Source organism: Ignavibacteriota bacterium (genome assembly GCA_016218045.1).
GTDB lineage: Bacteria > Bacteroidota > Ignavibacteria > SZUA-365 > SZUA-365 > JACRFB01.
The window spans coordinates 38,128-63,112 of the sequence record JACRFB010000072.1 but is presented as its reverse complement, the minus strand read 5'-3'; the positions used below and the strand labels follow the sequence as shown (position 1 = coordinate 63,112).

At 60.4% G+C, this 24,985-nt stretch carries 25 protein-coding genes; 21 read left to right on the top strand and 4 right to left on the bottom strand.

Annotated features, from left to right (window positions below):
* Positions 1 to 85: 85 nt before the first annotated feature.
* Together HY962_17320 and HY962_17315 are read left to right on the top strand one after the other, a co-directional pair.
* Positions 86 to 940, top strand: coding sequence for an SPFH domain-containing protein (locus tag HY962_17320; GenBank protein MBI5648696.1), 855 nt, complete (start codon positions 86 to 88; stop codon positions 938 to 940).
* Positions 940 to 1,122 (top strand): Arc family DNA-binding protein, encoded by a 183-nt coding sequence (locus HY962_17315; GenBank protein ID MBI5648695.1) that lies wholly within the window; start codon positions 940 to 942, stop codon positions 1,120 to 1,122. Before HY962_17320 ends, HY962_17315 begins: the two co-directional genes overlap by 1 nt.
* Here HY962_17315 and xth read toward each other — a convergent pair whose 3' ends face one another.
* The 3 genes from xth to dnaX all read right to left on the bottom strand — a co-directional run bounded on the left by xth (position 1,123) and on the right by dnaX (position 6,121).
* Positions 1,123 to 1,893 (bottom strand): exodeoxyribonuclease III, encoded by a 771-nt coding sequence (gene xth / locus HY962_17310; protein ID MBI5648694.1) that lies wholly within the window; start codon positions 1,891 to 1,893, stop codon positions 1,123 to 1,125.
* An 88-nt stretch (positions 1,894 to 1,981) separates the two neighbouring features.
* The gene (locus tag HY962_17305; GenBank protein ID MBI5648693.1) at positions 1,982 to 4,549 is read right to left on the bottom strand and encodes a hypothetical protein; all 2,568 of its coding nucleotides are present in this window, start codon (positions 4,547 to 4,549) and stop codon (positions 1,982 to 1,984) included.
* A 72-nt stretch (positions 4,550 to 4,621) separates the two neighbouring features.
* Positions 4,622 to 6,121, bottom strand: coding sequence for a DNA polymerase III subunit gamma/tau (dnaX, locus tag HY962_17300; GenBank protein MBI5648692.1), 1,500 nt, complete (start codon positions 6,119 to 6,121; stop codon positions 4,622 to 4,624).
* Positions 6,122 to 6,245: 124 nt separating this feature from the next.
* On the opposite strand from dnaX, the gene HY962_17295 reads away from it, so the two are divergent.
* From HY962_17295 to HY962_17235, 13 genes are all read left to right on the top strand, one after another.
* Positions 6,246 to 6,848, top strand: a complete 603-nt coding sequence (locus HY962_17295; GenBank protein ID MBI5648691.1) for a tetratricopeptide repeat protein — start codon at positions 6,246 to 6,248, stop codon at positions 6,846 to 6,848.
* Between the two features lie 18 nt (positions 6,849 to 6,866).
* Complete coding sequence (locus HY962_17290) at positions 6,867 to 7,895, top strand: glycosyltransferase family 9 protein (protein MBI5648690.1); 1,029 nt, start codon at positions 6,867 to 6,869, stop codon at positions 7,893 to 7,895.
* 31 nt (positions 7,896 to 7,926) lie between these two features.
* Positions 7,927 to 8,799 (top strand): DUF3108 domain-containing protein, encoded by an 873-nt coding sequence (locus HY962_17285; GenBank protein MBI5648689.1) that lies wholly within the window; start codon positions 7,927 to 7,929, stop codon positions 8,797 to 8,799.
* 136 nt (positions 8,800 to 8,935) lie between these two features.
* Positions 8,936 to 9,892: a hypothetical protein gene (locus tag HY962_17280; GenBank protein MBI5648688.1), complete on the top strand. Its 957-nt coding sequence runs from the start codon at positions 8,936 to 8,938 to the stop codon at positions 9,890 to 9,892.
* The gene (locus HY962_17275; GenBank protein ID MBI5648687.1) at positions 9,889 to 10,887 is read left to right on the top strand and encodes a CPBP family intramembrane metalloprotease; all 999 of its coding nucleotides are present in this window, start codon (positions 9,889 to 9,891) and stop codon (positions 10,885 to 10,887) included. The genes HY962_17280 and HY962_17275 overlap by 4 nt, the downstream gene beginning before the upstream one ends.
* Positions 10,888 to 10,896: 9 nt before the next feature.
* Positions 10,897 to 11,475, top strand: a complete 579-nt coding sequence (locus HY962_17270; protein ID MBI5648686.1) for a DUF2007 domain-containing protein — start codon at positions 10,897 to 10,899, stop codon at positions 11,473 to 11,475.
* Positions 11,472 to 12,404, top strand: a complete 933-nt coding sequence (locus tag HY962_17265; GenBank protein ID MBI5648685.1) for a phosphatidate cytidylyltransferase — start codon at positions 11,472 to 11,474, stop codon at positions 12,402 to 12,404. Before HY962_17270 ends, HY962_17265 begins: the two co-directional genes overlap by 4 nt.
* 146 nt (positions 12,405 to 12,550) lie before the next feature.
* Positions 12,551 to 14,203 (top strand): CTP synthase, encoded by a 1,653-nt coding sequence (locus tag HY962_17260; protein MBI5648684.1) that lies wholly within the window; start codon positions 12,551 to 12,553, stop codon positions 14,201 to 14,203.
* A 5-nt stretch (positions 14,204 to 14,208) separates the two neighbouring features.
* On the top strand, positions 14,209 to 15,225 hold the full coding sequence (locus HY962_17255) for a T9SS type A sorting domain-containing protein (GenBank protein ID MBI5648683.1): 1,017 nt from the start codon (positions 14,209 to 14,211) through the stop codon (positions 15,223 to 15,225).
* On the top strand, positions 15,222 to 17,144 hold the full coding sequence (locus tag HY962_17250) for a DNA primase (protein ID MBI5648682.1): 1,923 nt from the start codon (positions 15,222 to 15,224) through the stop codon (positions 17,142 to 17,144). Before HY962_17255 ends, HY962_17250 begins: the two co-directional genes overlap by 4 nt.
* Before the next feature lie 46 nt (positions 17,145 to 17,190).
* Positions 17,191 to 17,475, top strand: coding sequence for a 4a-hydroxytetrahydrobiopterin dehydratase (locus HY962_17245; GenBank protein MBI5648681.1), 285 nt, complete (start codon positions 17,191 to 17,193; stop codon positions 17,473 to 17,475).
* A 5-nt stretch (positions 17,476 to 17,480) separates the two neighbouring features.
* A complete protein-coding gene (locus HY962_17240; GenBank protein MBI5648680.1) occupies positions 17,481 to 17,804 on the top strand; it encodes a tetratricopeptide repeat protein in 324 nt (107 codons plus the stop codon).
* Positions 17,801 to 18,385 (top strand): orotate phosphoribosyltransferase, encoded by a 585-nt coding sequence (locus tag HY962_17235; protein ID MBI5648679.1) that lies wholly within the window; start codon positions 17,801 to 17,803, stop codon positions 18,383 to 18,385. The genes HY962_17240 and HY962_17235 overlap by 4 nt, the downstream gene beginning before the upstream one ends.
* Positions 18,386 to 18,408: 23 nt before the next feature.
* Here HY962_17235 and HY962_17230 read toward each other — a convergent pair whose 3' ends face one another.
* Entirely contained in the window at positions 18,409 to 19,650 is a 1,242-nt protein-coding gene (locus HY962_17230) for a response regulator (GenBank protein ID MBI5648678.1), read from the bottom strand.
* 252 nt (positions 19,651 to 19,902) lie between these two features.
* Between HY962_17230 and HY962_17225 the strand changes: the two genes are divergently transcribed.
* From HY962_17225 to HY962_17200, 6 genes are all read left to right on the top strand, one after another.
* On the top strand, positions 19,903 to 21,714 hold the full coding sequence (locus tag HY962_17225; protein ID MBI5648677.1) for a long-chain fatty acid--CoA ligase: 1,812 nt from the start codon (positions 19,903 to 19,905) through the stop codon (positions 21,712 to 21,714).
* A 72-nt stretch (positions 21,715 to 21,786) separates the two neighbouring features.
* Entirely contained in the window at positions 21,787 to 22,143 is a 357-nt protein-coding gene (ndhC, locus tag HY962_17220) for an NADH-quinone oxidoreductase subunit A (GenBank protein MBI5648676.1), read from the top strand.
* On the top strand, positions 22,134 to 22,637 hold the full coding sequence (locus tag HY962_17215) for an NADH-quinone oxidoreductase subunit B (protein ID MBI5648675.1): 504 nt from the start codon (positions 22,134 to 22,136) through the stop codon (positions 22,635 to 22,637). The genes ndhC and HY962_17215 overlap by 10 nt, the downstream gene beginning before the upstream one ends.
* A gap of 45 nt (positions 22,638 to 22,682) precedes the next feature.
* Positions 22,683 to 23,174 carry an NADH-quinone oxidoreductase subunit C gene (locus tag HY962_17210; GenBank protein ID MBI5648674.1) on the top strand — a complete coding sequence of 164 codons (492 nt, stop codon included), beginning with the start codon at positions 22,683 to 22,685 and terminating at the stop codon, positions 23,172 to 23,174.
* Between the two features lie 9 nt (positions 23,175 to 23,183).
* Complete coding sequence (nuoD, locus tag HY962_17205) at positions 23,184 to 24,479, top strand: NADH dehydrogenase (quinone) subunit D (protein ID MBI5648673.1); 1,296 nt, start codon at positions 23,184 to 23,186, stop codon at positions 24,477 to 24,479.
* A gap of 13 nt (positions 24,480 to 24,492) precedes the next feature.
* Positions 24,493 to 24,966, top strand: a complete 474-nt coding sequence (locus tag HY962_17200; protein ID MBI5648672.1) for an NAD(P)H-dependent oxidoreductase subunit E — start codon at positions 24,493 to 24,495, stop codon at positions 24,964 to 24,966.
* The last annotated feature ends 19 nt before the right edge of the window (positions 24,967 to 24,985 follow it).

Here is a 24,985-nt window from a genome sequence, read left to right as displayed (position 1 = left end):
ACATCCTGCGCGACGGATGAAACTTGCGTAGTATTCCCGCGTATGATATCATTGTAATATCACTTTCATATCTGGAGTCAGTTGTATGAAACAGTCTACTGAAACCGCCGCAGTTCGCATGAACGGCTTTTTGTTCGTCGTGTTGTTCATTGCGCTGATCGGTGCGGGAGTGGTGAGTGTGCTTTTCCTGTCGGTGGCGCTCGCGATAATCCTGTGGGTGGCGGCATTGTTCATCATGCCCGGATTTTTTATCGTGCAGCCGAACGAGGCGCGCGTGCTGGTGTTCTTCGGCAAATACATCGGCACGGCACGCGACGACGGCTTTCACTGGGCCAATCCCTTCGCCATCAAAAAGCACGTGTCACTGCGCGTGCGGAATTTCAACAGCGAGCGCCTGAAAGTGAACGACGCCGCGGGTAATCCGATCGAAATCGCCGCCGTTGTTGTGTGGCGCGTCACGGACTCGGCGAAGGCCCTGTTTGATGTGGAGAAGTACGAAAACTTCGTCGCGATACAGAGCGAAACCGCCCTTCGAACTATGGCGATGCACTACTTCTACGACAGCGACGAACAGCCCGGTGATGTGTCACTGCGCGGCAATCCCGACGAGGTGGCGGATTCCCTGCGCAAGGAACTGCACGTCCGGCTCTCGCAGGCGGGTGTCGAGGTGATGGAGGCCCGCATCAGCCATCTCGCCTATGCGCCGGAAATAGCGCAGGCGATGCTGCGCCGCCAGCAGGCGCAGGCGGTTATCAGCGCGAGGAAGAAAATCGTGGACGGCGCCGTGGGCATGGTCGAGATGGCGCTGCACCGCCTCAGCTCCGAAAACATCGTTGCCCTCGATGAGGAGAAAAAGGCGACGATGGTCAACAACCTGCTCGTCGCACTGGTTTCGGAACAGGCGACACAACCGATCATCAACACCGGCACTGTGTATTGATGGCTGAGAAGAAGCAGATATTGCTCCGCCTCGACAAGGAGATTTACGACGGTCTGCGCCGCTGGGCCGACGACGACATCCGCAGCGTCAACGCCCAGATCGAGTACCTGCTTCGTGAAACACTTCGCCGCGAGGGTCGGTTGCCGAACCGGCCCTCGCGGTCGAAACGTGCGGACGATTGATCACGCTTTGACGACGAGCACGACGGGCGCGTGGTCGGAGCCCTCGACATTGGCTTCGATCGAGGCGCTCTTGAGTTTTTTCTCGAGATCGGGCGTGGTGATGAAGTAATCGATGCGCCAGCCCGCGTTGCGTTCACGCGCGCGTGTGCGCATGTCCCACCAGGAATACTGGTCCACCTCGTCGGGGTGGAAATGCCGGAACGTGTCGATGTAGCCGAGCGAAAAGAGACGGTCGAGCCAGGCGCGCTCTATGGGCATGAATCCGGACGTCTTCTCGTTTTCCTTCGGATTCTTGAGATCGATTTCGCGATGCGCGGTATTCACGTCGCCGCAGATTACCAGCGGCCTCCCCTCGGCGCGTTCGCGTTCGAAGTGCTCGAGAATCTCGTCGTAGAATTCGAGCTTGTAACGGAGGCGTTCGGCGCCCCGTCCTCCGTTTGGAAAATAGATGTTGTAAAGCCGGAAGTCCGGATAGTCCGTCGCGAGTATGCGCCCCTCGGTATCGCGCGGCAGGATCTCGGTGCCGCGCAGCACGCGCTGTGGCTTCTTTTTGGTGAAGGTTGCGACGCCGCTGTACCCGCGCTTTTCGCCGGCGTGCCAGTACGTGTAGTACCCCGGCGGGGTGATGAGGGTTTCGTCGAGCTGGTCTTCGTGCGCCTTGGTTTCCTGCAGGCAGAGCACGTCGGGCGTCTGTTCCTCGAGGTATTCAAAGAACACGTTTTTTTTGACCACGGCGCGGATGCCGTTGACGTTCCACGAGACGAGTTTCATGCCGCGTCCTTTCCTTCACTGGTTGCGGGGAATGCCGCACCGCCTCCTGAAAAGGAGGCGGTGCATATATTCGGATGAGTGTGTCTGATTATTGCTGCGGTTTCTTTCCGCCCGAGCGTCGGCGGCCGCCGCGACTGCCGCGCGATCCGCGTTTCTTGCCCGAGCCATGTTCCTTCTGGCCCGCCTCGGGGGCGGATCCGTCGGGTGCTGCCGGAATGTCGGTCGTTGCGGATTCCGCATCCGGCACGCCTGCGGTTACCTCGACTCCGCGGGAGCGGTCGTCCGAGACGTCCATATCGTAGCCGCCGTAGCGCGTGGTCTGAATCGTCAGCTCACCCATGCGGTCCTCGGTCGTGTCGGTGTGTTTCGTCGCGGAGGGCTCGGCATGTTTTGCGGCGGGAGTTTCGGCAGGTGCCTTCTCACGGCGGTCATCCTTCTCATGGCGGTCATCCTTCTCACGGCGGTCATCCTTCTCGCGTCGGTCGTCCTTCTCGCGTCGGTCATCCTTCTCGCGTCGGTCGTCCTTCCGTCTGTTGTCCTTGCCGCCCTTGCCGCGGTTCCGTCCCCCGCGGTCGCGATCGGCCTTCGATTCGGCTTCAGCGGGAGCTGCGGCTTCAGGGGATGTTTCAGTTTCGGCGGGAGTCTCGGGTGTTTCCTGACCGCGCGGCCGTCCGCCGTCTTTCCCGCGTTTGTCGCGGTTTCTCTTGTCGCCGCGTCGGTCGTCGTCGCGTTCCTTGCGCGCAGGTGTTTCGCCGCCTTCGGCTGCGGGAGCTTCCGTTTCGCCGAGCAGCGCCTGTGCGGCAGCGGCCTGGGCCTTACGAGCAGCTTCTTCCTCCTGGCGCTTGCGGCGTTCCTCGCGTTCCTGGGCCTGGCGGCGCTGGCGTTCCTCTTCCTGTGCATAGTATTCCTGCTTGCGCCGCTCCGCCTCGTCATGCACCGAGTCGAGATACGTGTGCAGGGTCACGGTGTTTTTGACCGTGGTGACCGGCAGCGGGACGCGGCGGTGATAGGGCGAGTCGGAACTGGCATAGAGGAAGTGCCCGTCTTCGTACGCAACAGCCGGGCGTATCAATTCCGTCGACATGTTCAGAAGCTGCGCGACCAGAGGCGGCTCGTCGGTGAACGTGATGGGGCCGATAAAATAGGAATGAATCTTTCTCGCAAGCGCGCGGTCGATCGATCCCGCACTCTCGAGGGAGAGGCAGAACCCGAGTCCGTGCCGACGCCCGTTTGCGAGCAATGCCTGCATAAGGTCCACAAAACGATCCGCACCCGACTCGCGGTAGGAGCCGCCGTTGCGCGGCACATACTCGTCGACATTGTTGAAGATGAAGAGCACGGGGACGCGGATTTTCAGTCGCTTGAGACGTTCGTCCACGAGCGTCTGCACAAGCGTGCCGATAAACCGCAGGATGTCGGTGGTCTTCTGCCCCTGCACGACGAGCAGGCTCGAACGGGAGTCGTCGTTGAGTTCGGAGACGACGTCCTGGATGGACTTCCGGGCGTTCGACGGCACATCCTTCGAATAGGTCTCGTTCGCCGCCTGAATCTCCGCGCGCAGATCATAGAGTGTGCGGCGGATTCCGTGGCTCTTTGTGTCGGCACTGAACTCGTCGATCATCTCGAGGATGTCGCGCATGTTCTTTTCGCCGAAGCGTTCGTTGCCATAGGAGTCGACGATGCCGTTGATCACACCCGAGATGAAGGATTCCACGTCGGACTCGACGCCGTCGAGAATGTCGATGCGGATATCGTTGAGGAACTGACCGATGGTCTGTTCGTTCGGGCGGTAGATCGCGATCTTGTTGGCGCGGAAGAGCGTCGAAACCGCAAAGCTGAGATCCTGCCGGCGCGATTCGATCATGGAGGGAAGGACCATCATGTCGAGATAGTCGAGCGTGGCGCGTTTGTACGCGGAACGGTCGGACGGATTCTTCATCGACAGGTACACGCTCTGCGGCACAAACTTGTCGTTCAGGCAGAGGATCGACGACTGGTCCATTCCGTTAAGCAGCGGGAGCAGCGACATGGTGCCCTGATTGTTCACATCGCAGTACACGACGTGAATCGGTGTCGTGCCCTTGCTGAGCAGCGCGCTGAGCAGGGATGTGGTGATCGTGGTGCGCGCGCGCGGGCGGGCGCTGATCACCGCGATATTGCCGCGCACTAGTGTCGACATGTCGAGCCCGACTTTCACGGTGGGATTCGTGGCATAGGTGCCTATGTCGATGCGCGAGCCGTTTTCTTCGGAGCGGCTTTCAGGTGCGATCTGGTGAATGACGCTCGTGGTGGTCTGATCGTCGAGCACGACGGCGTTGGCGCCCACGGTGGGGAAGGTGTCGGCGGCCTCGATGATCGGAGCTTTTTTTGCGCCCTGATCGAGAAGCTCGAGACCAAGCGGCATGGCGGTACATCGAAGCGTCAGTCCGCCTTTCGGTTTTTTCGCCTCCTCCACCGGAAAGGCGTCGATCATCTGCAAAATGGAGTAGCGCTGTTTTTTCGGCGCCGAGTAAACGTTTTCAACGGCGACGAGCGTGCCGCTCTGAATCGCCGTGAGAAATTCCAGCGGTACTGTGAGGTCGATCACGCATTGGAATAGCGATTGATCATTCGGAAGCAGTTGTGAAACTGCGCCGGTAATTTGTGTCACGAACATGGGAGACGTCCGGGTATGGAAGGTGATGTCGACAAACAATGACTGTAATACAACGAACGCGTCACGCGTACTTCAGCGGGCATCGGGAATGATGACGGCGCCGAGCGAATCGATCAGCGTTTGCACGAGCGGGTGCACGGGGGCGGCCGGCTGCGGTGCGTCGAGAGTGTGTTGCGGCGTCGGCGGCGGAGGAGCCGGGTGTGCGTCGCGTACTGGTGAGGATGGTCCCTTGAGAAGTTCTGCGTACCGCTGCTCCTTCTCGCGCAGGGCGCGCAAGGCGTCGTCGCCCTGGGCCGAACGCGCGGGAGCGGCATTGTGGTGCTGCGGTGCTGCCGGCGCGGGTGCCGCGGGTGCGGAGGCGGCGGAGGTCCGACCGACGCTTTGCGATGGTGCCGCGGCAGGGGCGGGACGCGATACAGCCGAGGCCGGCTTTTCCGGTTTGCCGCCCTGTGCGGAGGGCGGCAGCAGCGAACTGATCAGGATGGTGGAATCCATCTTAATCATGGTGATGAGCGCAATTTCGAACTTCACTCGGGGTTGAGGACTGAAACGCAGCGCCTGCATCGCTTCGGCAGTCAGCTTGAGCAGTCGCAGCAGATCGCCCTCCGGGAAACGTTCCGCGGTTGCGGCATACCGTTTTCGGTATTCGTCCGACGCTTCGATCAGGCGCGTGTCTCCCGTCGACCGCACGACAAGCAGGTTGCGGAAATGTTCTTCCAGGCCCACGAGAAAATCCTGGATGTCGTGACCGTGCCCGACAACGTCTTCGACGAGCGCGAAGCCGCCCGCCGTGTCTTGCGAGCTGATCAGATCGGTCACATGGAAATACACATCCTCATCGACGGTGTGCAGGACGGTGCGCACCATTTCCGCGGTGAGGTTCGATCCGCCGTAGGCAACAACCTGGTCGAAGATGCTTTCCGCATCACGCATGGAGCCGTCGCCCTTTTTTGCGATGATGTAGAGCGCTCCCTCGGCGGCCGTTATCCCTTCCTGCGAACAGATCATGGCGAGCTGCCGCACGATGTTTTCGACGCTGATACGCTTGAAATCGTAGCGCTGGCAGCGTGAAAGCACTGTGGGCAGGAGATTGTGCGGTTCCGTGGTCGCGAAGATGAACAGCGCGTGTTTCGGCGGTTCCTCGAGCGTTTTCAGCAACGCGTTGAATGCGTTGTCGGTCAACATGTGCACTTCGTCGATCACGTAGAGTTTGTACTTGTCGCGCGCGGGCATAAAACGCACCGATTCGCGCAGCACACGGGCGTGGTCCACACCCGTGTTTGACGCTCCATCGATCTCCTGCACATCGATGTCGCGACCTTCAGCGATTTCCACGCAGGTATCGCAGGTGTTGCACGGTTCGCCGTCCTGCGCATTCGGGCAGTTGAGCGCCTTGGCAAAAATGCGGGCCATTGTCGTTTTCCCAACACCTCGCGGACCGCAGAACAGGTAGGCATGTGCGATTCGGTTCATTCGGATCGAATTCAGGAGCGGCTGGACCACATGCTCCTGCGCGATGATCTGATTGAACGACGATGGTCGGTATTTACGTGCGGTAACGAGAAACGACATGGACTTCCGATTAAGAACAAACCGCAAGATAGATACGGGGGATGTGGGGATCAAATGGGTGGTCCGAGTTCCCAGAACCGCCGGGGATTCGTATATTTCCCAATTATTCTCAAAGGAGTTGGAAATGGACATCAAGAAAATCTACCTGCTGATCGCCGCGGTTATTGTGGCGGGAGTGGCCATCGTGTTTTTATTGGGTGATTCGGAACCTTCCGCCGACGAACTCGCATCGCAATTGCCGCCGGGGCACCCGAATGTATCGGAGACGGAGCAGGGACAGGCGGCGCCCGGCGGGCCCGACAAAAGCAACGTCCGCGCCGATGTCATGGAACGCCTCGCCCAGATGCAGGCCCGCGTGGATGCGGCCCCGGAGAAGGACACCACCGACGTACTCACACTTGCGCAGATGCTCTACTTCTCGCATCGCATCGAGGAAGCGGTGAAGTATTTCGAGCGTTATCTCAAGGCCATGCCGGGGAACACCGACGCTATGTTCGATCTGGCGGTGGCATATTACGATCTGGGCCAGCACCCGAAGGCGTTCGCGATCACCGAAAAAATCCTCCAGAAGGAACCCTCGAACACAAAGGCGCTGTACAATATCGGCGCCATTCACGCGACGATGGGTGACAAGGTCAAAGCTCGCGCCGCGTGGGACAAGCTGAGAAAAATTGCTCCGGGGTCCGAAGATGCCAAGCGGGCGGAGGAAAGCGCGAAGCAGCTCTGAGCCTGCGGACCTCCCACGGTGAACAGCGAGCCGCATGTACTCGTCTTTCGCACCGACCGCATCGGCGACCTGATTCTGAGCCTGCCCCTTGCGGAGGCGGTAAAACGCGCGGTTCCCGCGGCACGTGTCACGTACTGTGTCCAGCGTCCGCTCGAGGCCCTGGCGCGTATGTCGCCCTTCGTCGATGGCACCATAACGATCGGCGGACGAGACCTCGATCCCGCGGACGGCAATTTTCGTGACGTGCTCGGCACTCTGCAGCCGGACATCGCCTTATTCGCCTATCCCCGCCCGAAGCTCGCCTTCGCCGTGGCGCGTGCGCACGTTCGTATCCGTGTGGGCACGGCTTACCGTTGGTACTCGCCGCTGTTTACACACAAGGTGAGGGAGCACAGGAAAAAAGCGACCCGGCACGAACGAGATTACACGCTCGCTTTAGCGGAGCGGCTCGGCATACCGGTGCGGCCGCTCCCTGATCCGAAGCTCGTGGTGCCTCCGGACGCGTCCGCGTCGGCCGAGGTGTTTCTGGAGGAACACGGCATAGGCACTGAAACCCGATTCGTTGTTGTACACCCCGGCAGCGGAGGTTCGGCCAAGGACTGGAACGCCGAAAACTTCGGGCTTCTGGCTCGCGAGCTCTCAGCACAGGATCCACGGCTCGTCGTGCTCGTCAGCGGCGTCGAGTCGGAAAAACAGCTCATGACACGCGCAGCCGCTGCTGCGGGGAATGCCCGCATCTTCCAGCGGCAACTTACACTCCCAGAATTGGCGGCAGTGTATGCGCGGGCGTCCTTATTCGCCGCCAATTCCACCGGTCCGCTGCATCTTGCCGCCGCGGTCGGCACGCCGGTACTCGGACTCTATCCCTTCGAGCGTGTCTGCAACCCGCGGAGATGGGGCCCGTTGGGGACACGCGCTCGCGTACTGACACCCGACATGGAGCGCGGGTGCGCGGCCTGCAGGGCTGAATCCTGCGGGCGGCACGATGTCATGGCGCGTATCACCGTGGACCGGGCTATCGAGGCGGCGGTGTCACTGCTTGGGTGAACTTTTGGCATGGAAATGGCGTAGTATTGGAATGAACGCACTCATTTCGGGCAGAAGAGGCAGAATTACCATGTTTACACGCGCATTGCACACAACACTCGTCCTTCTTTTAGGACTCGGTGTCCTTATCCCTGCCGCCGCGCAGAAACTGGGCGAGGGAGGCGAACCGGAATCCCCGGGTTCAAAAATTCCCTATCGTAAGATCGAACACAACGCCTTTGCCGTGGGCGAGGAATTGGTGTACGACGTGAATTACGGATTTATCACTGCCGGAACGGCGAAGATGTCGATTCCGCGCATGAGCACAATGGGTGGTCGCCCGTGTTATGCGGTGGAGTTCACCGTCACATCGAAACCCTTCTTCGACGCATTCTACAAGGTGCGCGATCGCTACGAATCCCACATCGATGTCGACGGCCTCTATTCATGGAAGTTCATTCAGCAGATCCGCGAAGGGGGGTACAAACGCGACTATCATGCGGGCTTCGACTATTGGCGCATGAAGGCCGTGACCCCGAACGGCGAATTCCCCGTCGAGCCGTTCACGCAGGACATACTCTCGGCGTTTTATTTCATGCGGACGTACGACTATTCGGGCTTCCGTCCAGGGCAGAAGGTGCAGCTCCGCAATTTCTACAAGGACAGCACCTACGGTCTTACAGTTAAATATCTCGGGAAGCAGACCGTCTCGGTTGAGGCGGGTGAGTTTCGCTGCATCCTGCTCGAGCCGATCATGAAAGAAGGCGGCCTGTTCAAGTCGTCGGGACGCATCATCGTGTGGGTTACGGACGACGACCGGAAAATCCCGGTGCAGGTCGAGGCGGAAATCCCGATCGGTTCGATCACCTCCGAGCTGCTGTCGTATAAAGGAGTCAAAGGTCCGATTCCATCAAAGGTGAAATAACGCGCGTCCCGCACCCGGGCCGGTGCGGACGCCGACGGTGTCGCGCCGTTCCTCCATGCGGGGAACGGCGCGGTTGCTTTCCAACCGGTGCATGCGCAATTTGCCCGTATGATTCTCCATACACTGGGCGGGGCGCATGTTTCCGCAGCTTGATTTTACGGGCATACAGACGCGTTCGGTTGCCGAACGGAGCAACAAGGTCACGCGGGAGTCGCTTGCGCGCGCAACCGGCGGTGGCGCCTCGTTCGAGGAGTTTGTGGACAACCTGCCGCGCATCCTGAAGGCCGGGGATCTTCGGATTCTTGCCGAGTCCGTCGCCAACGCGCGTCGCGCGGGTGCGCCCGTGATTTGGATGATGGGCGCGCACGTCGTGAAGGTGGGTCTGGCGCCTGTGCTTATCGACTTGATGGAACGGGGTTTCGTCACCGCCGTTGCCATGAACAGCGCCGCGGCAATCCACGATTCCGAATCAGCATTATACGGTGCAACCTCCGAGGATGTGGCCTCGAATCTGCGCGACGGAAGCTTCGGTATGTGGCGCGAGACGGGCGACTTCATCAACGGCACACTCAATGCAGCCGCGGCCGGAACGGCGATGGGTTATGGCGAGGCCCTGGGCGCGGCCCTTCACGAGAAGGGCGCGCCGCACATCGACAACTCTATCCTTGCGGCGGGTGTGCGCCTGGACCTTCCCGTATCGGTTCATGCCGCGATCGGCACCGATATCGTACATCAGCAGCCGGGTATGGACGGTGGCGCGACGGGCGAAATGTCGTTCCGCGATTTCCGTGTGCTTGCGCATGCCATTAAGGATCTGCGCGAGGGCGCGGTCGTGTTGAACATCGGATCGGCCGTGCTGCTTCCCGAGGTGTTTCTCAAGGCGCTCACGGTGGTCCGCAATCTCGGTTTTCCGGCCCACAACTTCATTGCCGCGAATTTTGACATGATACAGCATTACCGGCCCAATGTGAACGTTGTGTCGCGGCCCACACAGGGCGGAGGGCGCGGGTACACGTTCACCGGACATCACGAGCTCATGATCCCGTTGCTTGCCGCGATGATACGTCTCGCGGCGGGGAGGGCGGCGCAATGATTCCTTCGGAGCATATCGACGACATGGATGAAGGCGCATCCGCGGCAATGCCCGGCACCGCCTCCTCCGACACGCTCCCGCGTACCGAAGAACCCCGTTCAGACACACCGCTCCCGATTGCGCCGTGGCTTGCGGGCATTCTGTTTCTGGGCGCGATCTTTATTTCGTATCAGCTCATCGGCAGCGTCATCACCGTTCTCCTGATCGGGACATCGATCACACCCGACAATGTCAACGCCATGCGCATCGCCACGGTGTTCGCGCAGGTGGTCTTTCTGGCCGGCCCCGTGTTCGTCTTCACGCGGGTCTTCCGGTGGAATGTGCGCGCAGGCCTGCGCCTGCATCCCGTCTCGTGGCGTCCGGCGCTGGCGGTGATTCTCGCCGTTGTGGCGTTGCAGTTCGTACTGCAGGGGTACATGACCGCGCAGGAACACATACTCCGCACATACATTCTCACTCCGTCCTTGGAGAAGTTGTACGACGCCATCGAGAAGCTGATTGCGGGCGCATATAAAAGTCTGCTCCTGATGCAGTCGCCCTGGGAACTCGGCTTCGTATGGATCGTGGTCGCGTTCACACCCGCCCTGTGCGAGGAACTCGTGTTCCGGGGAGTCGTACAGCGTGCCTTCGAAAAGAGCATGCGGGCGCGATGGGCCATACTCCTCAACGCGGCGATCTTCGCGATGTTCCATCTGTACCCGACGCAGTTTGTGGCGCTCACGAGCGTCGGTCTGCTCCTCGGCTACGTCGTCTGGCGCGGCAATTCCCTGTATTACGGGATGATAGCACATGCGACGAACAACACGATCTCGGTGCTCAGCGTGTATTTTCTCGGCTACGAGGCGGCGTCACAGGAAGTTGCAGCGGCGGGCGCGGCACAGGACACGGCATATCTGGCGGGAGCCGGACTCGTCGTGTTGGTCGCCGCCCTGTTCGCGTTCCGTCGTTTCACCATGCACCGCGACACGACCTCCCCCCCGTTCACCATCGCATAGAGGTGTACCATGTCGTACTGTCCGCAGTGTTTCACCGAATACGTGGAAGGTGTTGCCGAGTGCAGCGATTGCCACGTGCCTCTTGAAGACGGCCCCCTCGTCCATTGCAAGAAATGTGAGGAACCGGTGCCCGCCACCGACACGTTCTGCGATCATTGCGGCGTTCTGCTGCTTGACGCGGAAACGGACGAGACACCTGAATGCGCCGAACATCCCGATTCACCCGCGATGGCGGGCTGCATCATGTGCGGCAAACCCGTGTGTTCCGAATGCGCGAACGAAATCGAAGGCAAGTACTTCTGCAACAACGACACGCACTATACCCTGCATCAGGATTACGCGGTGGTGTACCGTTCATCCGCGGAATATGAAGCCGAGATGATCCGTGCCAATCTCGAGAGCGCCGGTATCGACACGCAGCTATTTGATCAGCACGGCCACGTCTACTTCGTCGATATCGGAGAGATGGCGCTGGTGAGCGTGTACGTGCGTAAGGATGAGATCGAGCGGGCCGGAGAGATCGTGCAGGCGATACTGAATTCCCCGCCCTTGGAAGATGATGTGGATCCGACGGGAGCGCCCGCGTGAGCAACCTCTCCGCGCGTCTTCTCGTCGCAGCAGTCGCCATTCCAGTCATCGTGCTTCTCGCTTGGCTGGGAGGATATTTCTGGTTGTTTTTTGTCGGCGCTGTGCTGGTCGCCGCCATGCGTGAATTTTCAGACTTTGCCCGTGCGAAGGGTGCGGCGCCACAGACCGCGCTAATGACGGCGGCCGGGCTGGCGCTTCTTCTGGCTTTTATGCACGAACGGCTTGGCGCTGATATCGCGGCACTGTCGGGCGGTACGCTCCCGTATCCGCTGCATTGGCAGGCGGTAGTATGGATCGTCCTGCTGTTTGTCATTGTGGCGCCGCTCATCGAACTCTTCCGCAACCGCGGTTCAGCGCTCATGAACACCGCATTCAGTTTTCTCGGCTTTTTCTACATCGGTCTCTGCCTCGCCACGGTGGTGGGCATACGGGAGATCTTTTCCGTCGCGGAATTCCCCGTGGGCAGTGTGTTCGGTACTGCCGTGCTGAATGCAGCCCAGGCGGCGCAGCTCTCGGCATGGGGCGGCGCCACCGTCATCGCACTGCTCGCCACGATATGGATTTGTGACACCGCCGCGTACTTCGGCGGACGCACGATGGGAAAACACAAATTGTTCGAACGTGTCAGTCCCAATAAAACCTGGGAAGGTGCGGTCTGGGGATTTCTCGGAGCACTCGGCGCGATGGCCGGCGCAAAATACCTTGCGCTCGAATACCTGCCTCTGCACCATGCGCTCGTGATCGGCGCCTTTGTCGGCTCCGTGGGACAGATCGGCGATCTCGTGGAATCACTGTTCAAGCGTGATGCGGGTGTGAAGGATTCGTCGGCGCTTCTGCCCGGACACGGCGGAGTCTTCGACCGGTTCGACAGTCTGATCTTTGTCTCCCCCGTGGTGTTCCTGTATCTGGATTTTATCGTCTTCGCATAAGCCGCCCGCGCATCCGGTGCCCGGAAACGCGCATGTGACTCTGCCTTTTTTTGTGTATTATCGGACGGTTCCGTACGCCCGGCAGCACTTCACGCCGGGTGCTCCCTCCCATTCGTCCCACCGCCCAATCATCCGGAGAATCGTCCGTGTCCAGCGCGCGAAACACCAAATACGTGTTCATCACCGGCGGCGTCGTCTCGTCGCTCGGGAAAGGTATCGCTGCCGCATCGCTCGGCATGCTTCTGCAGTCGCGCGGCTTGCGCGTCACGATTCAGAAGTTCGATCCATACATCAATATCGATCCGGGCACGATGAGTCCGTATCAGCACGGTGAAGTGTATGTGACGGACGATGGCGCGGAGACAGATCTCGATCTGGGACACTACGAACGTTTCCTCGCCACGAGCATGACACGCGAGAACAACACGACGACGGGACAGATCTACAATACCGTGATTCAGAAGGAGCGTCGCGGCGACTATCTCGGCGCCACCGTGCAGGTGATTCCGCACATCACCGACGAGATCAAGCGCCATTTTGTGCGGCTCGCGCAACGCGAGTCCTACGACGTGATCATCACCGAAATTGGCGGCACGGTGGGCGACATCGAAAGTCTGCCCTTCCTCGAGGCAATGCGCCAGTTCATGATGTCGGTCGGGAAAAAGAACGCCATCAACATTCATCTCACGCTGGTGCCGTACATCAAATCCGCCGGTGAGTTGAAGACAAAACCCACGCAGCATTCCGTGAAGATGCTTCTCGAGCTGGGGATTCAGCCCGATATGCTGCTGTGCCGCTCCGACCGTCCGCTGCCTCTCAGCATCAGACAGAAAATTGGCCTGTTCTGCAACGTGCCTCCCGAGTACGTCATAGAGGCACGCGACGTATCCACGATTTATGAGTGCCCGATCGAATTTGCGCGGGAACGTTTCGACGAACGTGTGATCAAGCTCCTCAAACTGCGCACACAGCCGCCGGATCTCGAGCGGTGGACGAAGTTTCTCAAACGCGTGAAGGAGCCTCGGCACGAGGTCGAGATCGGCCTTGTGGGCAAGTACGCCGAGTATCACGACGCATACAAGAGCATCATCGAGGCCTTTGTGCATGCGGGCGCCGAAAACAACGCGCGCGTGAATCTGAACTGGATACACTCGGAGGACATCGAGAAGCACGGACCTGCCAAGTACCTGCGCAACATCGACGGCCTTCTTGTTGCGCCCGGTTTTGGGGAACGCGGTGTGGAGGGCAAGATCAAGGCGGTGCAGTACGTGCGCGAGAACGGCATCCCGTTTTTCGGAATCTGTCTCGGCATGCAGTGCGCCGTGATCGAATATGCGCGCAATGTGTGCGGGCTGAAGGACGCGAACAGCGCGGAGTTCGACGACACCGCGACGAACGTGATCGATCTCATGCTCGAACAGAAGAGCATACAGACCAAGGGCGGCACGATGCGGCTAGGCGCGTACCCCTGTGTACTCAAGCGCGGCAGCAAGGCCGCGGAGGCATACGGGCGCAGACAGATCGACGAGCGGCACAGGCACAGGTACGAAGTGAACAACCAGTACAGGTCCGTGCTCGAGGAGCACGGCCTCGTGTTCAGCGGCACGTCGCCCGATGAGATGCTGATGGAGATGATCGAACTTCCCGAGCATCCCTGGTTTGTGGGATGCCAGTTCCATCCTGAACTCAAATCGCGGGCAATCGATCCGCACCCACTGTTCCGCAATTTTGTGCGTGCCGCCGTGCTGCGGCACGAGGTGCGCGAACAGCAGGAACGCGAAACGTCCGCAGGAGCGTAAATCCCATGCCACGCCTGATCGGATCGACCGTGGTCCACTCCGCACTGCTTGTGGTTTTGTGCGCGGCCGTGCTGTGCTGCGTGCCGCGCGAACTCGCGGCGCAGCAGGACACGCTGCGCTACGACGGCATCGCCCTCCCCGCCGAGGGCCAGCTCTTCGCCTTCACCACGTTTCCGGGCGAACTCGACGTTGTGTACAACGTGCGCTTCACACCGACCGAACGCTGTATACTCGAGGGTGTGGAATTGGGATTCAGCGTGGTCAAATTTGAACCCGAGAGTGGCAGCGACACCCTCGTGGTGTGGGTGTATGAGAGCAGCGCCGTTCCTCCCGTGCCCGTGAATGTGGGGAAGACGTTCCTGTTCGATCTCGGCAACCAGGGCGTACCGGCCGGGAACATCGCAGTGCAGAATCCCCTCGCCTCGGGAGCGCGCGAGCTGCGTTTTCTGCCATTTAATCCGCCTCTCGTATTTGCGCCGAAGCGCGACTTCCTGATTGGAGTGAAGCTGCGGTCGAAACAGCGCTACGCGATAGACGCGGGACTCTGGAACGGTTTTGCCCTGCTCGTGCGACGTGACATCGCGGAGTTCGATCGTTACCGCCGCCTGATGATCACCGCCGATCCGGCGGGCGCGCGGAATCTGCCCTTTGCTGGTCAGAACAACGCCAGCATGTGCCTGCGCGCCATAGTGCGGTACGATGCGGGGCTGCCCGACACAAAACTCACCGGCACATCCGCCGTGCCCGAGCACGCGGCGCTTTCGATCGGAAGCACATATCCCGAGCCCGTGCGTGATGTCTGCACCATTACATTTTCCGCGCCCGCATCGAGCGCGGTGCGGCTCGCCGTGTACGACATCTTCGGCCGCGAGGCCGCGCTGCTCGCGGAGGGCCGGACGGAAAACGACGTGCGGTACGCGCGTTTCGATGCGGCGGGAGCGGGACTCGTGCCGGGACTGTATTTTCTCCGCCTTTCCTCGGACGCCGGAGTTGTGACGCGTCCGATCATCGTTTCCCGATGAGGATTCCGGAACACAAGATCGAAGAGGTTCGAGCGTCGGCGGACATCGTCGATGTGATCAGTGGTTTCGTGCGATTAAAAAAGGCGGGTCGCAATTTTATCGGACTCTGCCCCTTCCACCAGGAAAAGACTCCCTCGTTCAACGTCAATCCCGAACGAGCGATATACAAGTGTTTCGGCTGCGGGCGCGGCGGCAATGTGTTCTCGTTTCTCATGGAGACCGAGCGGATTTCGTTTGTCGAGGCCGTGACGGAACTTGCGGAGCGTTATCATATAACGATCGTGCCCGAAACTGGGCACACATCGACCGCGGCTGCGGACACGGAAGTATTGTATGAGACGACGCGGCAGGCGGCCCGCTTTTTCTACGACACCCTGCTGAAGCCGGAAGGCGCACCGGGCGCGGAGTACTTCAAACGGCGCGGTTGGACGACGGAAACACAGACGCGATTCGGCCTCGGGTACGCGTCGGATTCCTGGGACGCCTTCCTGCGCTTCGCGCGCGAGCGCGGCCTGTCCGACGACATTCTCGAAACCACCGGGCTCATCGTACGCCGCGAAGGCGGCCGGGTGTACGACCGCTTCCGCGGGCGCGTGATCTTCCCGATTTTTTCCGCGTCGCGCAAGGTGATCGGTTTCGGCGCGCGCACTCTCGCCGCGGGCGAAGAGCCGAAGTATCTGAATTCGCCCGAGACGCCGATTTACAACAAGAGCCGTGTGCTCTACGGTCTCTCGCATGCGATTCCGGCCATCCGCGCGCAGGACGCGGTGGTCATCGTGGAAGGATACGCCGATGTGCTGTCGATGAGCCAGGCCGGCATCACCCATGTTGTCGCAACCAGCGGCACGGCGCTGACGCCCGAACAGGTGCGCATGCTCACGCGCTACACGCGAAACTTCTTCTTCCTGTACGACGCGGATTCCGCCGGGTTTGCCGCCATGGAACGCGGTATCGATCTGATGCTGGAACAGGACTGCGATCCGCGCATCGTGACGTTGCCGCAGGGCGAAGATCCGGACTCCTACGTCCGAAAATACGGAGCCGACGGCGTCGGTGCGCGTCTGGCAGAGGCCGTGTCCTTTGTGGATTTCATCACGTCGCGTTATGAGCGCCAGGGGAAACTCGAGACGCCCGAAGGGAAGACCGAGGCCGTGCGACATGTCGTGGGATTGCTTGCAAAGATGGAAGACCGCATCCGTCGCGAATTGTACGTGCATCATCTCGCGGAAAAATATCGGATATACGAATCCGTTTTATATGACGAACTGGACACGCTGCTCCGGCGGCGCAAGGGCGACAGGTCCTCGTCGCAGCGGCCCGCGCGGCGTCCGGACATCGTGCCCGATGTCACAGGCCTCGCCGCCGAGCTTCCGCGGGCGGAGAAGGAATTCCTCGGGCAGCTTTTCCAGACTCCGTCCGAGGTTCAGCGCGAAGCGCTGCACTGTGTGCTGCCCGACGCCTTCACCGATCCGCGCAGCCGCGCGCTTGTCGGACTGCTCATCGAGATGGAGGAGGTGGAAGGTTCGGTGTCGCTCGGAGAAGTGCAGGCCCGGCTTGGCGACGACCTCTCGCTGCACGCGGCGTTGGCCGATGTGTTGCTCACGCCCGACACGAGTCCACGATGGACCGATGTACAGACTGTGAAACCGCGGGACTTTGCGCGCGGCCTCGTGCAGTCGTACGCATCGGTGCTCGTGCGCAGCATCGATGTCACACTGAAACGTCTCGAGACACTTTTCCGCTTGACACCTGACGACATCACGATGGCTGGCGACAAGGTGCAGCTCGAGAAACTCAGGAACGCGTTGATGCAATCCGAGGCGCTGGATTTTTCCGACATCGCGCGTTTTCAGACGGTGTTGTTCGACACCTGGGGCGCACCGCAGGCGGGGCCTTCCGCTCCGGGTCAAGTTTCATGACGATTGCGCCGGGCGTACCTTAACACGCGAGAGAACGGAGAAGACCATGAAGACATACACGGATCAGGAAGTGTCCACCCTCTGCGCAGAGCGCGCAGGATGGTCCGGCAACAGCGCGGGCATTACGCGCACCTACGAATTTCCCACGTTTCACAGAGCCGTCGCATTTATCGTGCAGGCGGGCATGATCGCGGACGTCGCCGATCATCATCCCGACATGACGATCAGGTACTCGCGTGTACGTGTCGATCTTTGCACACACAGCGCCGGCGGTGTGACAGGGAAGGACTTCGCACTGGCCGACGCGCTCGACGCGGCCGCGGGGAGTTGACGCCGATGCCCACGCGACGCGAAGCACTCGAGGCCTTCCTCGCCGCGGATCCGGACGATGCGTTCACCCGCTACGCCCTCGCACTGGAATACGCGTCAGCCGGCGAGACAAGTCGCGCCATCACGTGCCTGAACGACACCATCGCGCGCGACCCGCACTACGTGCCCGCGTATCACCAGCTCGGACGCCTGTATGCCGAGACCGGACGAGACGCGGACGCCGCAGACGCCTACACGCGAGGCATTGCGGAGGCGCGGCTGCAGAAGGACAATCATGCCGCATCAGAAATGACACAGGAACTCGAATCACTTTCGGAAGACAGATCATGACACTCACACCCGACACCGCACTCGACCTTTTCCGCGCCGCGGGCGCATTCCTCGAAGGGCACTTTATTCTGACGTCCGGACTGCACAGTCCGCACTACGTCGAAAAATTCCGCGTGTTGGAACACCCCGACATCACGGCGCGCCTGTGCGGGCAGATCGCGGAGAACTTCCGTGAGACATCGCCGACCGTGGTGATAGGCCCCGCAACGGGCGGCATCATTCTCGCGCACGAGACGGCGAAACATCTCGGCATCCGCGCGATGTTCACCGAACGTGTCGACGGCCGCATGCTGCTGCGCCGCGGATTCAGCATCGGTGCGCAGGACCGCGTGCTGTTGGTCGAGGACGTGGTGACGACTGGCGGTAGCATCCTCGAAGTGGTGGATGTGGTCCGCGCGACGGGTGCATCCATCGTCGGTCTGGGGTATCTTGTGGACCGCAGCGGCGGCCGTGCCGATTTTGGTGTGCCGGCCACGCCACTGATCACATTGGACGTCGTGACCTATCAGCCCGAGAGCTGTCCGCTCTGCGCGGGCGGTTCACCGGCGATCAAGCCGGGGAGCACGGGCAAGACCGCCTGAATCCGCGCTTGCGGCGCCGCGTTTCAGTACGCGAGCGCCGCGGTTACGGCGTCGTGCGACAGGTCCGAAAGCGGCAGTATGCCGTGGAACGCGCATGTCTCATCACGGAGCGATTCGGGATTGCCGTCGGTGGCGACACCCAGTATCGGACTGGTGGCGAGCTGTTCCATCAGGGCGAAACGCAGGGCCGCTGCGAGCGAATCGGTCGATGCGGCGTCGTGTTCGATGCATACGAGTCCGGGCGGGTTGCCGTCGGCGACGAGCGCAAGCGAGGCGCGGTTTTGCAGGTCGAACGACGTCACCTCCGCGTGCGGAAAGCGGCGTCGCAGCTCGTCGGCGAAAGCCGGCGAACGTCCAATCGCCGCCAGCCGGTCGAACGATGGTGACGGCACGGGCCTGTCCCGCAGGCCGAGACGTGTCAGGCGTTGCGCGCATTCGATCACGTCTTCGCGCATGACGGGCTTCTGCAGATAATCCGACGCGCCGCGCTCGTATCCCACAAGACGGTTCGGAAGCACCGTGATGAGTACCACGGGAATGCGCCGCGTTCTCTCGTCGGCCTTGAGCGTGTTGAGCACCTCGAGACCGTCCATGCTGGGCATCCACACGTCAAGTGTGATCAGATCGGGCACGTGTGTGCGTGCCTCCTCGATGCCCGATTCGCCATTGTACGCGTGCAGCGTCTGGAAGCCGGCGTGGTTCAAGTAGTATTCGAGCAGCGTGCCGATGGGAACAACATCCTCGATGACGAGCACAAGCGGGACCTTCCGTTCCACCTGCGCCATCATGCCGTAATCGTGTATGTACACGTTGAGACGGGCGATGAGGGGATCCTGGTCGAGCCACACTTTCATGCCGTGCGCGGCCGCCGTTTTTTGTGCGAGAGTGTAGAGGACAATATTGTCCGACATCGAAAGTATGCCCGCGGGTGTCGGTCGTTTTTCGATGATTCCCGGCGTGGTCTGAAACGTCAGATGCACGGCGGGACTCGGCGGAAAGTTGAACGCGACGTGTGTGCCGGTTGGAAGCGCGCGGGCCGTGATGCGGACGCGCTCGCCGTTGCGGACCGTTTCGAGACTGAGCCGTCCCAGCCACGAGAGAATGCGGCGCAGTGTGTCGGGGTTGCCGAATGCGCGCGGAAGAGACGGATCGGACTCGATGTCCAAACCGGTTTCCCTCGCGCGTGCAGCGTCCCCGTGCTGCGACACCACCTCGTCGAGCAAAGGTTTCAGGTCGAAATATGAACCGGGTTCATTGACGGACATTGAGAATACGGCGCTGGTGATGGTACGATTGTGGTGTGCCCCTGGCACCGGGATCAGGAATAAGGCCCCGTGTAGTAGAGCCGAAAGATAGTGAAGTTCAATCCTGAATTGCATCAGGTTTCTGGAATTTCATTGCAGTTTCTTCACGATATCAGGGCTGGCGGGCGCGGACGCGGGTGCTTGCATCTCCGTCTGCGCGATGATATTTTCTCTCGATATTCTCCGAATTCGGCAACTCTTGCGGGATGGTCCATGAGCCTTGCAGTACAGTTCACGACGATCGTGGAAATGTTCCACCACCTGTTCACGAAGTACGCCTCCCGCGAGCAACCGTATTTGATGCACAAAAAAAATGGCGCGTACGTCGGCATAACCTATTCCGAAGCACAGGACATGGTGACGCGATTTGCGTTCGGGATGATGGAGCTGGGCATCGAGGAACACGACCGTGTCGCGATCCTGTCGGAGAACCGCCCCGAGTGGGTCATCGCCGATGTCGCGTCGCTTGCGTTGCGCTGTGTCGACGTGCCCATTTTCCCTTCGCAGACCGCCAAACAGATCGAATTCATTCTCAACGACAGCGGTGCGCGCGCGATCATCGTATCGAATCAATTCCAGCTTGGAAAGGTGTTAAAGATCCGGGAGAGCGTTCCGTCGCTCCGGCATGTGATCGTGATGAACGAGAAGGTGGACAACGCTCCCGACGACGTGCTGCATTTCTCACGGGTGATGGAACTCGGAACCGCCTCCGTGCAGTTCGATCCGCATATGCTCTCAAAGGCGGCGCGTGCCGTGCGCCCCGAGGACCTGTGCACGATCATCTACACTTCGGGAACCACGGGCAACCCCAAAGGCGTGATGCTTTCGCACAGCAATTTTGTATCGAACATCACGGCCTCATCGCAGGTGCTGCCCATCACTCCTGACGATCTTCTGCTGTCGTTTCTCCCGCTCTGTCATGTGTTCGAGCGCATGGCGGGATACTACACCGCGATGGCCTGCGGCGCCGCGACCGCGTACGCGGAATCGATCGAGACCGTCGCCGACAACCTGCTGGAAGTGCATCCGACCATCGTGTGTGCGGTGCCGCGGCTCTTCGAGCGTATCCACACGCGCATCCTGCGCAAGGTGGAGAAGGATCCCGCATCGCGGCGCAAGATTTTCGCCTGGGCCGTATCCGTCGGCCGCGCCTATGCCAAGGCGCGCCGCGCGGGCCGCATATCCGCGGGGCTGCGCGCGCGTCATGCGCTGGCGGACCGCCTCGTCTTCAGCAAACTGAAAGCACGGGTCGGCGGACGCATCAAGTTTTTTGTGTCGGGCGGCGCGGCGCTGCCGCGTGAACTCGGCGAGTTCTTCGAGGCCGTGGGAGTGCTGATCATCGAAGGATACGGCCTCACGGAAAGTTCGCCCGTGATCGCCGCGAATCGTCCCGAGGCCTACCGCTTCGGCACTGTGGGTCATCCGATCCCAGGCGTCGAGGTGCGCATCGCCGAGGACGGCGAGATCCTGACGCGCGGGCCGCATGTCATGATGGGGTATTACAACAATCCCGAAGCAACGGCCGAGTCGATCGACAGCGACGGCTGGCTGCACACGGGTGACATCGGGACGATAGACTCCGAAGGGTACATCTCCATCACGGACCGGAAAAAGCACCTGTTTGTCAGTTCCGGCGGAAAAAACATCGCCCCGCAGCCGATCGAGAACCTTTTCTCCGGCACGGAATTCATCGAGCAGTTTGTGCTTATCGGTGATAAACGCATGTTTCTCAGCGCGCTCATAGTGCCCGACTACGACGCGCTGGCCGATTACGCCCGTGCACACGGCATCGCCTTCGGTGAAAAGAGCGAACTGGCCCAGAATCCCGAAATCCAGCGCCTGATCGAGGAGCGGATACAGGGCGCGCAGAAGGATCTTGCGAGCTTCGAACGTGTGCGACGTTTCACCCTTCTCGAAGAACCGCTGACAATCGAAAACGGCGGTTTGACACCCACGCTGAAGGTGAAACGCAAGGATGTCGAGGCCCGGTACAAGGACGTGATCGAGACCATGTACAAGACCTAGGCCCCGATCATCTTGGTTCGGTGTCCGAATTTCCCTACATTCGAAAGATAGCCGCAGCACATCCACTGACTCATGCTCGAAGCGTACATTCCCATCTTTCTCATCCTCGCAGTCGCCGTCATTTTCGGCGTCGTTTCCGCGAACCTCTCATGGCTGCTCGGACCGCAACGCCCGAACCGCGAGAAACACTCCACGTATGAAAGCGGCATGGAGCCCGTGCGTTCGGCGCACGAGCGCTTTTCCGTCAAATATTACATGGTGGCCGTACTGTTCATCCTCTTCGATATCGAAGTGGTGTTTATGTATCCCTGGGCAGTGCAGTACCGGAACCTGGGGCTGTTCGGTTTCGTTGAAATGATTGTATTCATAACCATCCTTATGGTTGGCTACGTGTACATTCTGAAGAAAGGAGCCCTGAGATGGGACTAGAATCCGCACTTGGTGAGGGATATATCACCACAAAAATAGATGCATTGGCAGCATGGGCGCGAAAAAACTCGCTGTGGCCGATGCCGATGGGAATTTCGTGCTGCGCCATCGAACTCATGTCGGCAGGAGATCCGCGCCACGATATTTCGCGTTTCGGCATGGAGGTCATGCGTTTTTCGCCGCGCCAATCCGACGTGATGATTGTGGCCGGCACCGTGACATACAAGATGGCGAAGGTTGTGCGAAAGATTTACGACCAGATGGCCGAACCGCGGTGGGTGATCGCGATGGGCGCCTGCGCCTCGTCGGGCGGCATGTTCCGTTCTTATTCCGTGGTGCAGGGCATCGACCAGTTTCTTCCCGTCGATGTTTTTGTATCCGGATGTCCGCCGCGCCCCGACAACCTCTTCCACGCGCTTATCGAACTGCAGAAGAAAGTGGGTGCGAGCAGCGTGCTCGACTACATGAACAGCGAGGAGACGAAGGCCGCCTGACCGGGCGGTTGTTCGCCTTGCACGATACAGCCCCGCAAGTCTCTCATGAAACCCATACTCGAAACAGTGATCGCGGGCCTGCGCGAAAGCTTCGGTGAGCGCATTCTCGACGTGAGTGAATTCCGCGACGACGTGACCGTGCACATCGAGAAAAGCGCCATCGCCGAAGTGGCCCTCTGGCTGCGCGACAACAGCGCCTGCCCGTTCCCGCTCTGTGAGGACATGTTCGCGATGGACGCCTTCACACGGCGCAACCGCTTTGAAGTGAAGTATCACTTCTTTTCGGTTCGCGAGAAGGTGCGCATTCATGTAAAGACGGCGGTGGATGAGAAGGACGCGCAATTGCCGTCCATCACGCCCATATTTCCCTCGGCCAATTTCGCCGAACGCGAGGCCTACGACATGATCGGCGTGCAGTTCACAGGCCATCCGGATCTTCGCCGCATGTACATGCCGGAGGACTACGAGTATTACCCGCTGCGGAAAGATTTCCCGCTGATGGGCGTCCCCGGTTCCATTCCTCTGCCGAAACGTTAACACCCCGACATGAGCATCGCGTCCGATCTCGACTTCAACGCTCCCATAAGCACCGCGGCGCTGCCCGCGCGCGAGAAGCGCTCGAAAATTCTGCAGGCGCTTCTTGACGCCGACCCCAATCTGTCGTTCGAGGATCCGCTCGAAAACGACATGGTGCTGAACATGGGGCCGTCGCATCCCGCCACACACGGGGTACTTCGCCTGCTTCTCCGTCTCGACGGCGAGACCGTCGTGCATTGTGTACCCGAACTGGGTTACCTGCACCGCGGGTACGAAAAGATCGCGGAGAACGAATCGTACCACGAGTTCATTCCGCACACCGACCGGCTCGACTATCTGCAGCCGATGCACAACAATGTGGCGTACATCCTTGCCGTCGAAAAACTTCTCGGCATCGAGGCGCCGCCGCGCGCGCAGTGGGTACGCACGCTGGTGTCGGAACTGGCGCGCATCTCGTCGCATCTTGTGGCCCTGGGCGTCATGGCGATGGACGTGGGCGCGATGACGCTGCTGCTGTGGTGTTTCCGCGAACGAGAAAAGTTGTACGACATTTTCGACCTCATTGCCGGAGCGCGTTTCACCACGAGTTACACACGTATCGGCGGAGTCGCCCAGGACGTCGACGACGAGGCCCTCGCCGCGATACGCGTCTTCCTCGATCAGTTCCCCGAGCGAGTGCGCGAATGTGAACGTCTGCTCAATCGCAACAGGATTTTTGTGGACCGTTGCCGCAATCTGGGTGTGATTTCCGGCGCCGACGCACTCGCCGCAGGATTCACCGGTCCGAACCTCCGCGGCTCGGGCATTGCGATGGATCTGCGCCGCGACACGCCGTACCTCGTATACGACCAGCTCGATTTCAAGGTGATCACCGAGGACGAATGCGACGCCCTCTCGCGCTACTACGTGCGCCTCTACGAGCTGTACGAAAGCGCCTCGATTGTGCGGCAGTGCCTCGACAAGATGCCTGCGGGTCCGGTGCACGCGCATGAACCCAAGAAGGTGCTTCCGCGCAAGGAGCGCATTTACACCCGCATGGAAGAGCTGATCCACGATTTTATGATCGTCAACTTCGGCGTAAATCCTCCCGCGGGCGAGGTGTATCACGCGGTCGAATCCTCGAAGGGGCAGCTCGGATTCCACATCGTCAGCCGCGGCGACGGACATCCCTGGCGCCTGAAAATCCGCTCCCCGTCATTTTACAACATCAGCGTTGTGCCGCGGCTCGTAAAGGGGCACCTGCTGTCCGATATCGTCGCCGTCGTCGGGAGCATCGATCCCGTGATGGGTGAAGCCGACAAGTAATCACATGGATGCCATGTTCACTCCGGAAGACCTCGCCAAAGTCGCAGAGATACGATCCCACTACCCCACCGGCCTCGCGGCGTTGATGGGTGTGCTGCATTTGTACCAGGATCGGCACGGCTGGGTTTCGGATGAAGGCGCCGCGTACGTGGCATCGCTGCTGGATGTGCCGGTCGAATCGGTGCTGGGCGTTGTTTCGTTCTACGAGATGTACCACCAGCACCCGCTTGGCAAGTACAACCTGCAGGTGTGCACGAACGTGTCGTGTCTGCTGTGCGGATCCGATACGGTGCTTGCCGTCCTGAAGGACAAGCTCGGCATCGGTCCCGGCGAAACCACGGCCGACGGCCTGTTCACCATTCACGAGGCGGAATGCCTCGGCTCCTGCGGCACAGCGCCGATGATGTCGGTGAACAAGGATTATTACGAGAAGCTCACGCCTGCAAACGTGGTCGAGGTCATAGACCGCCTCGCGGCGAAGGGCTGATGCCCGCGACACCGGAAGC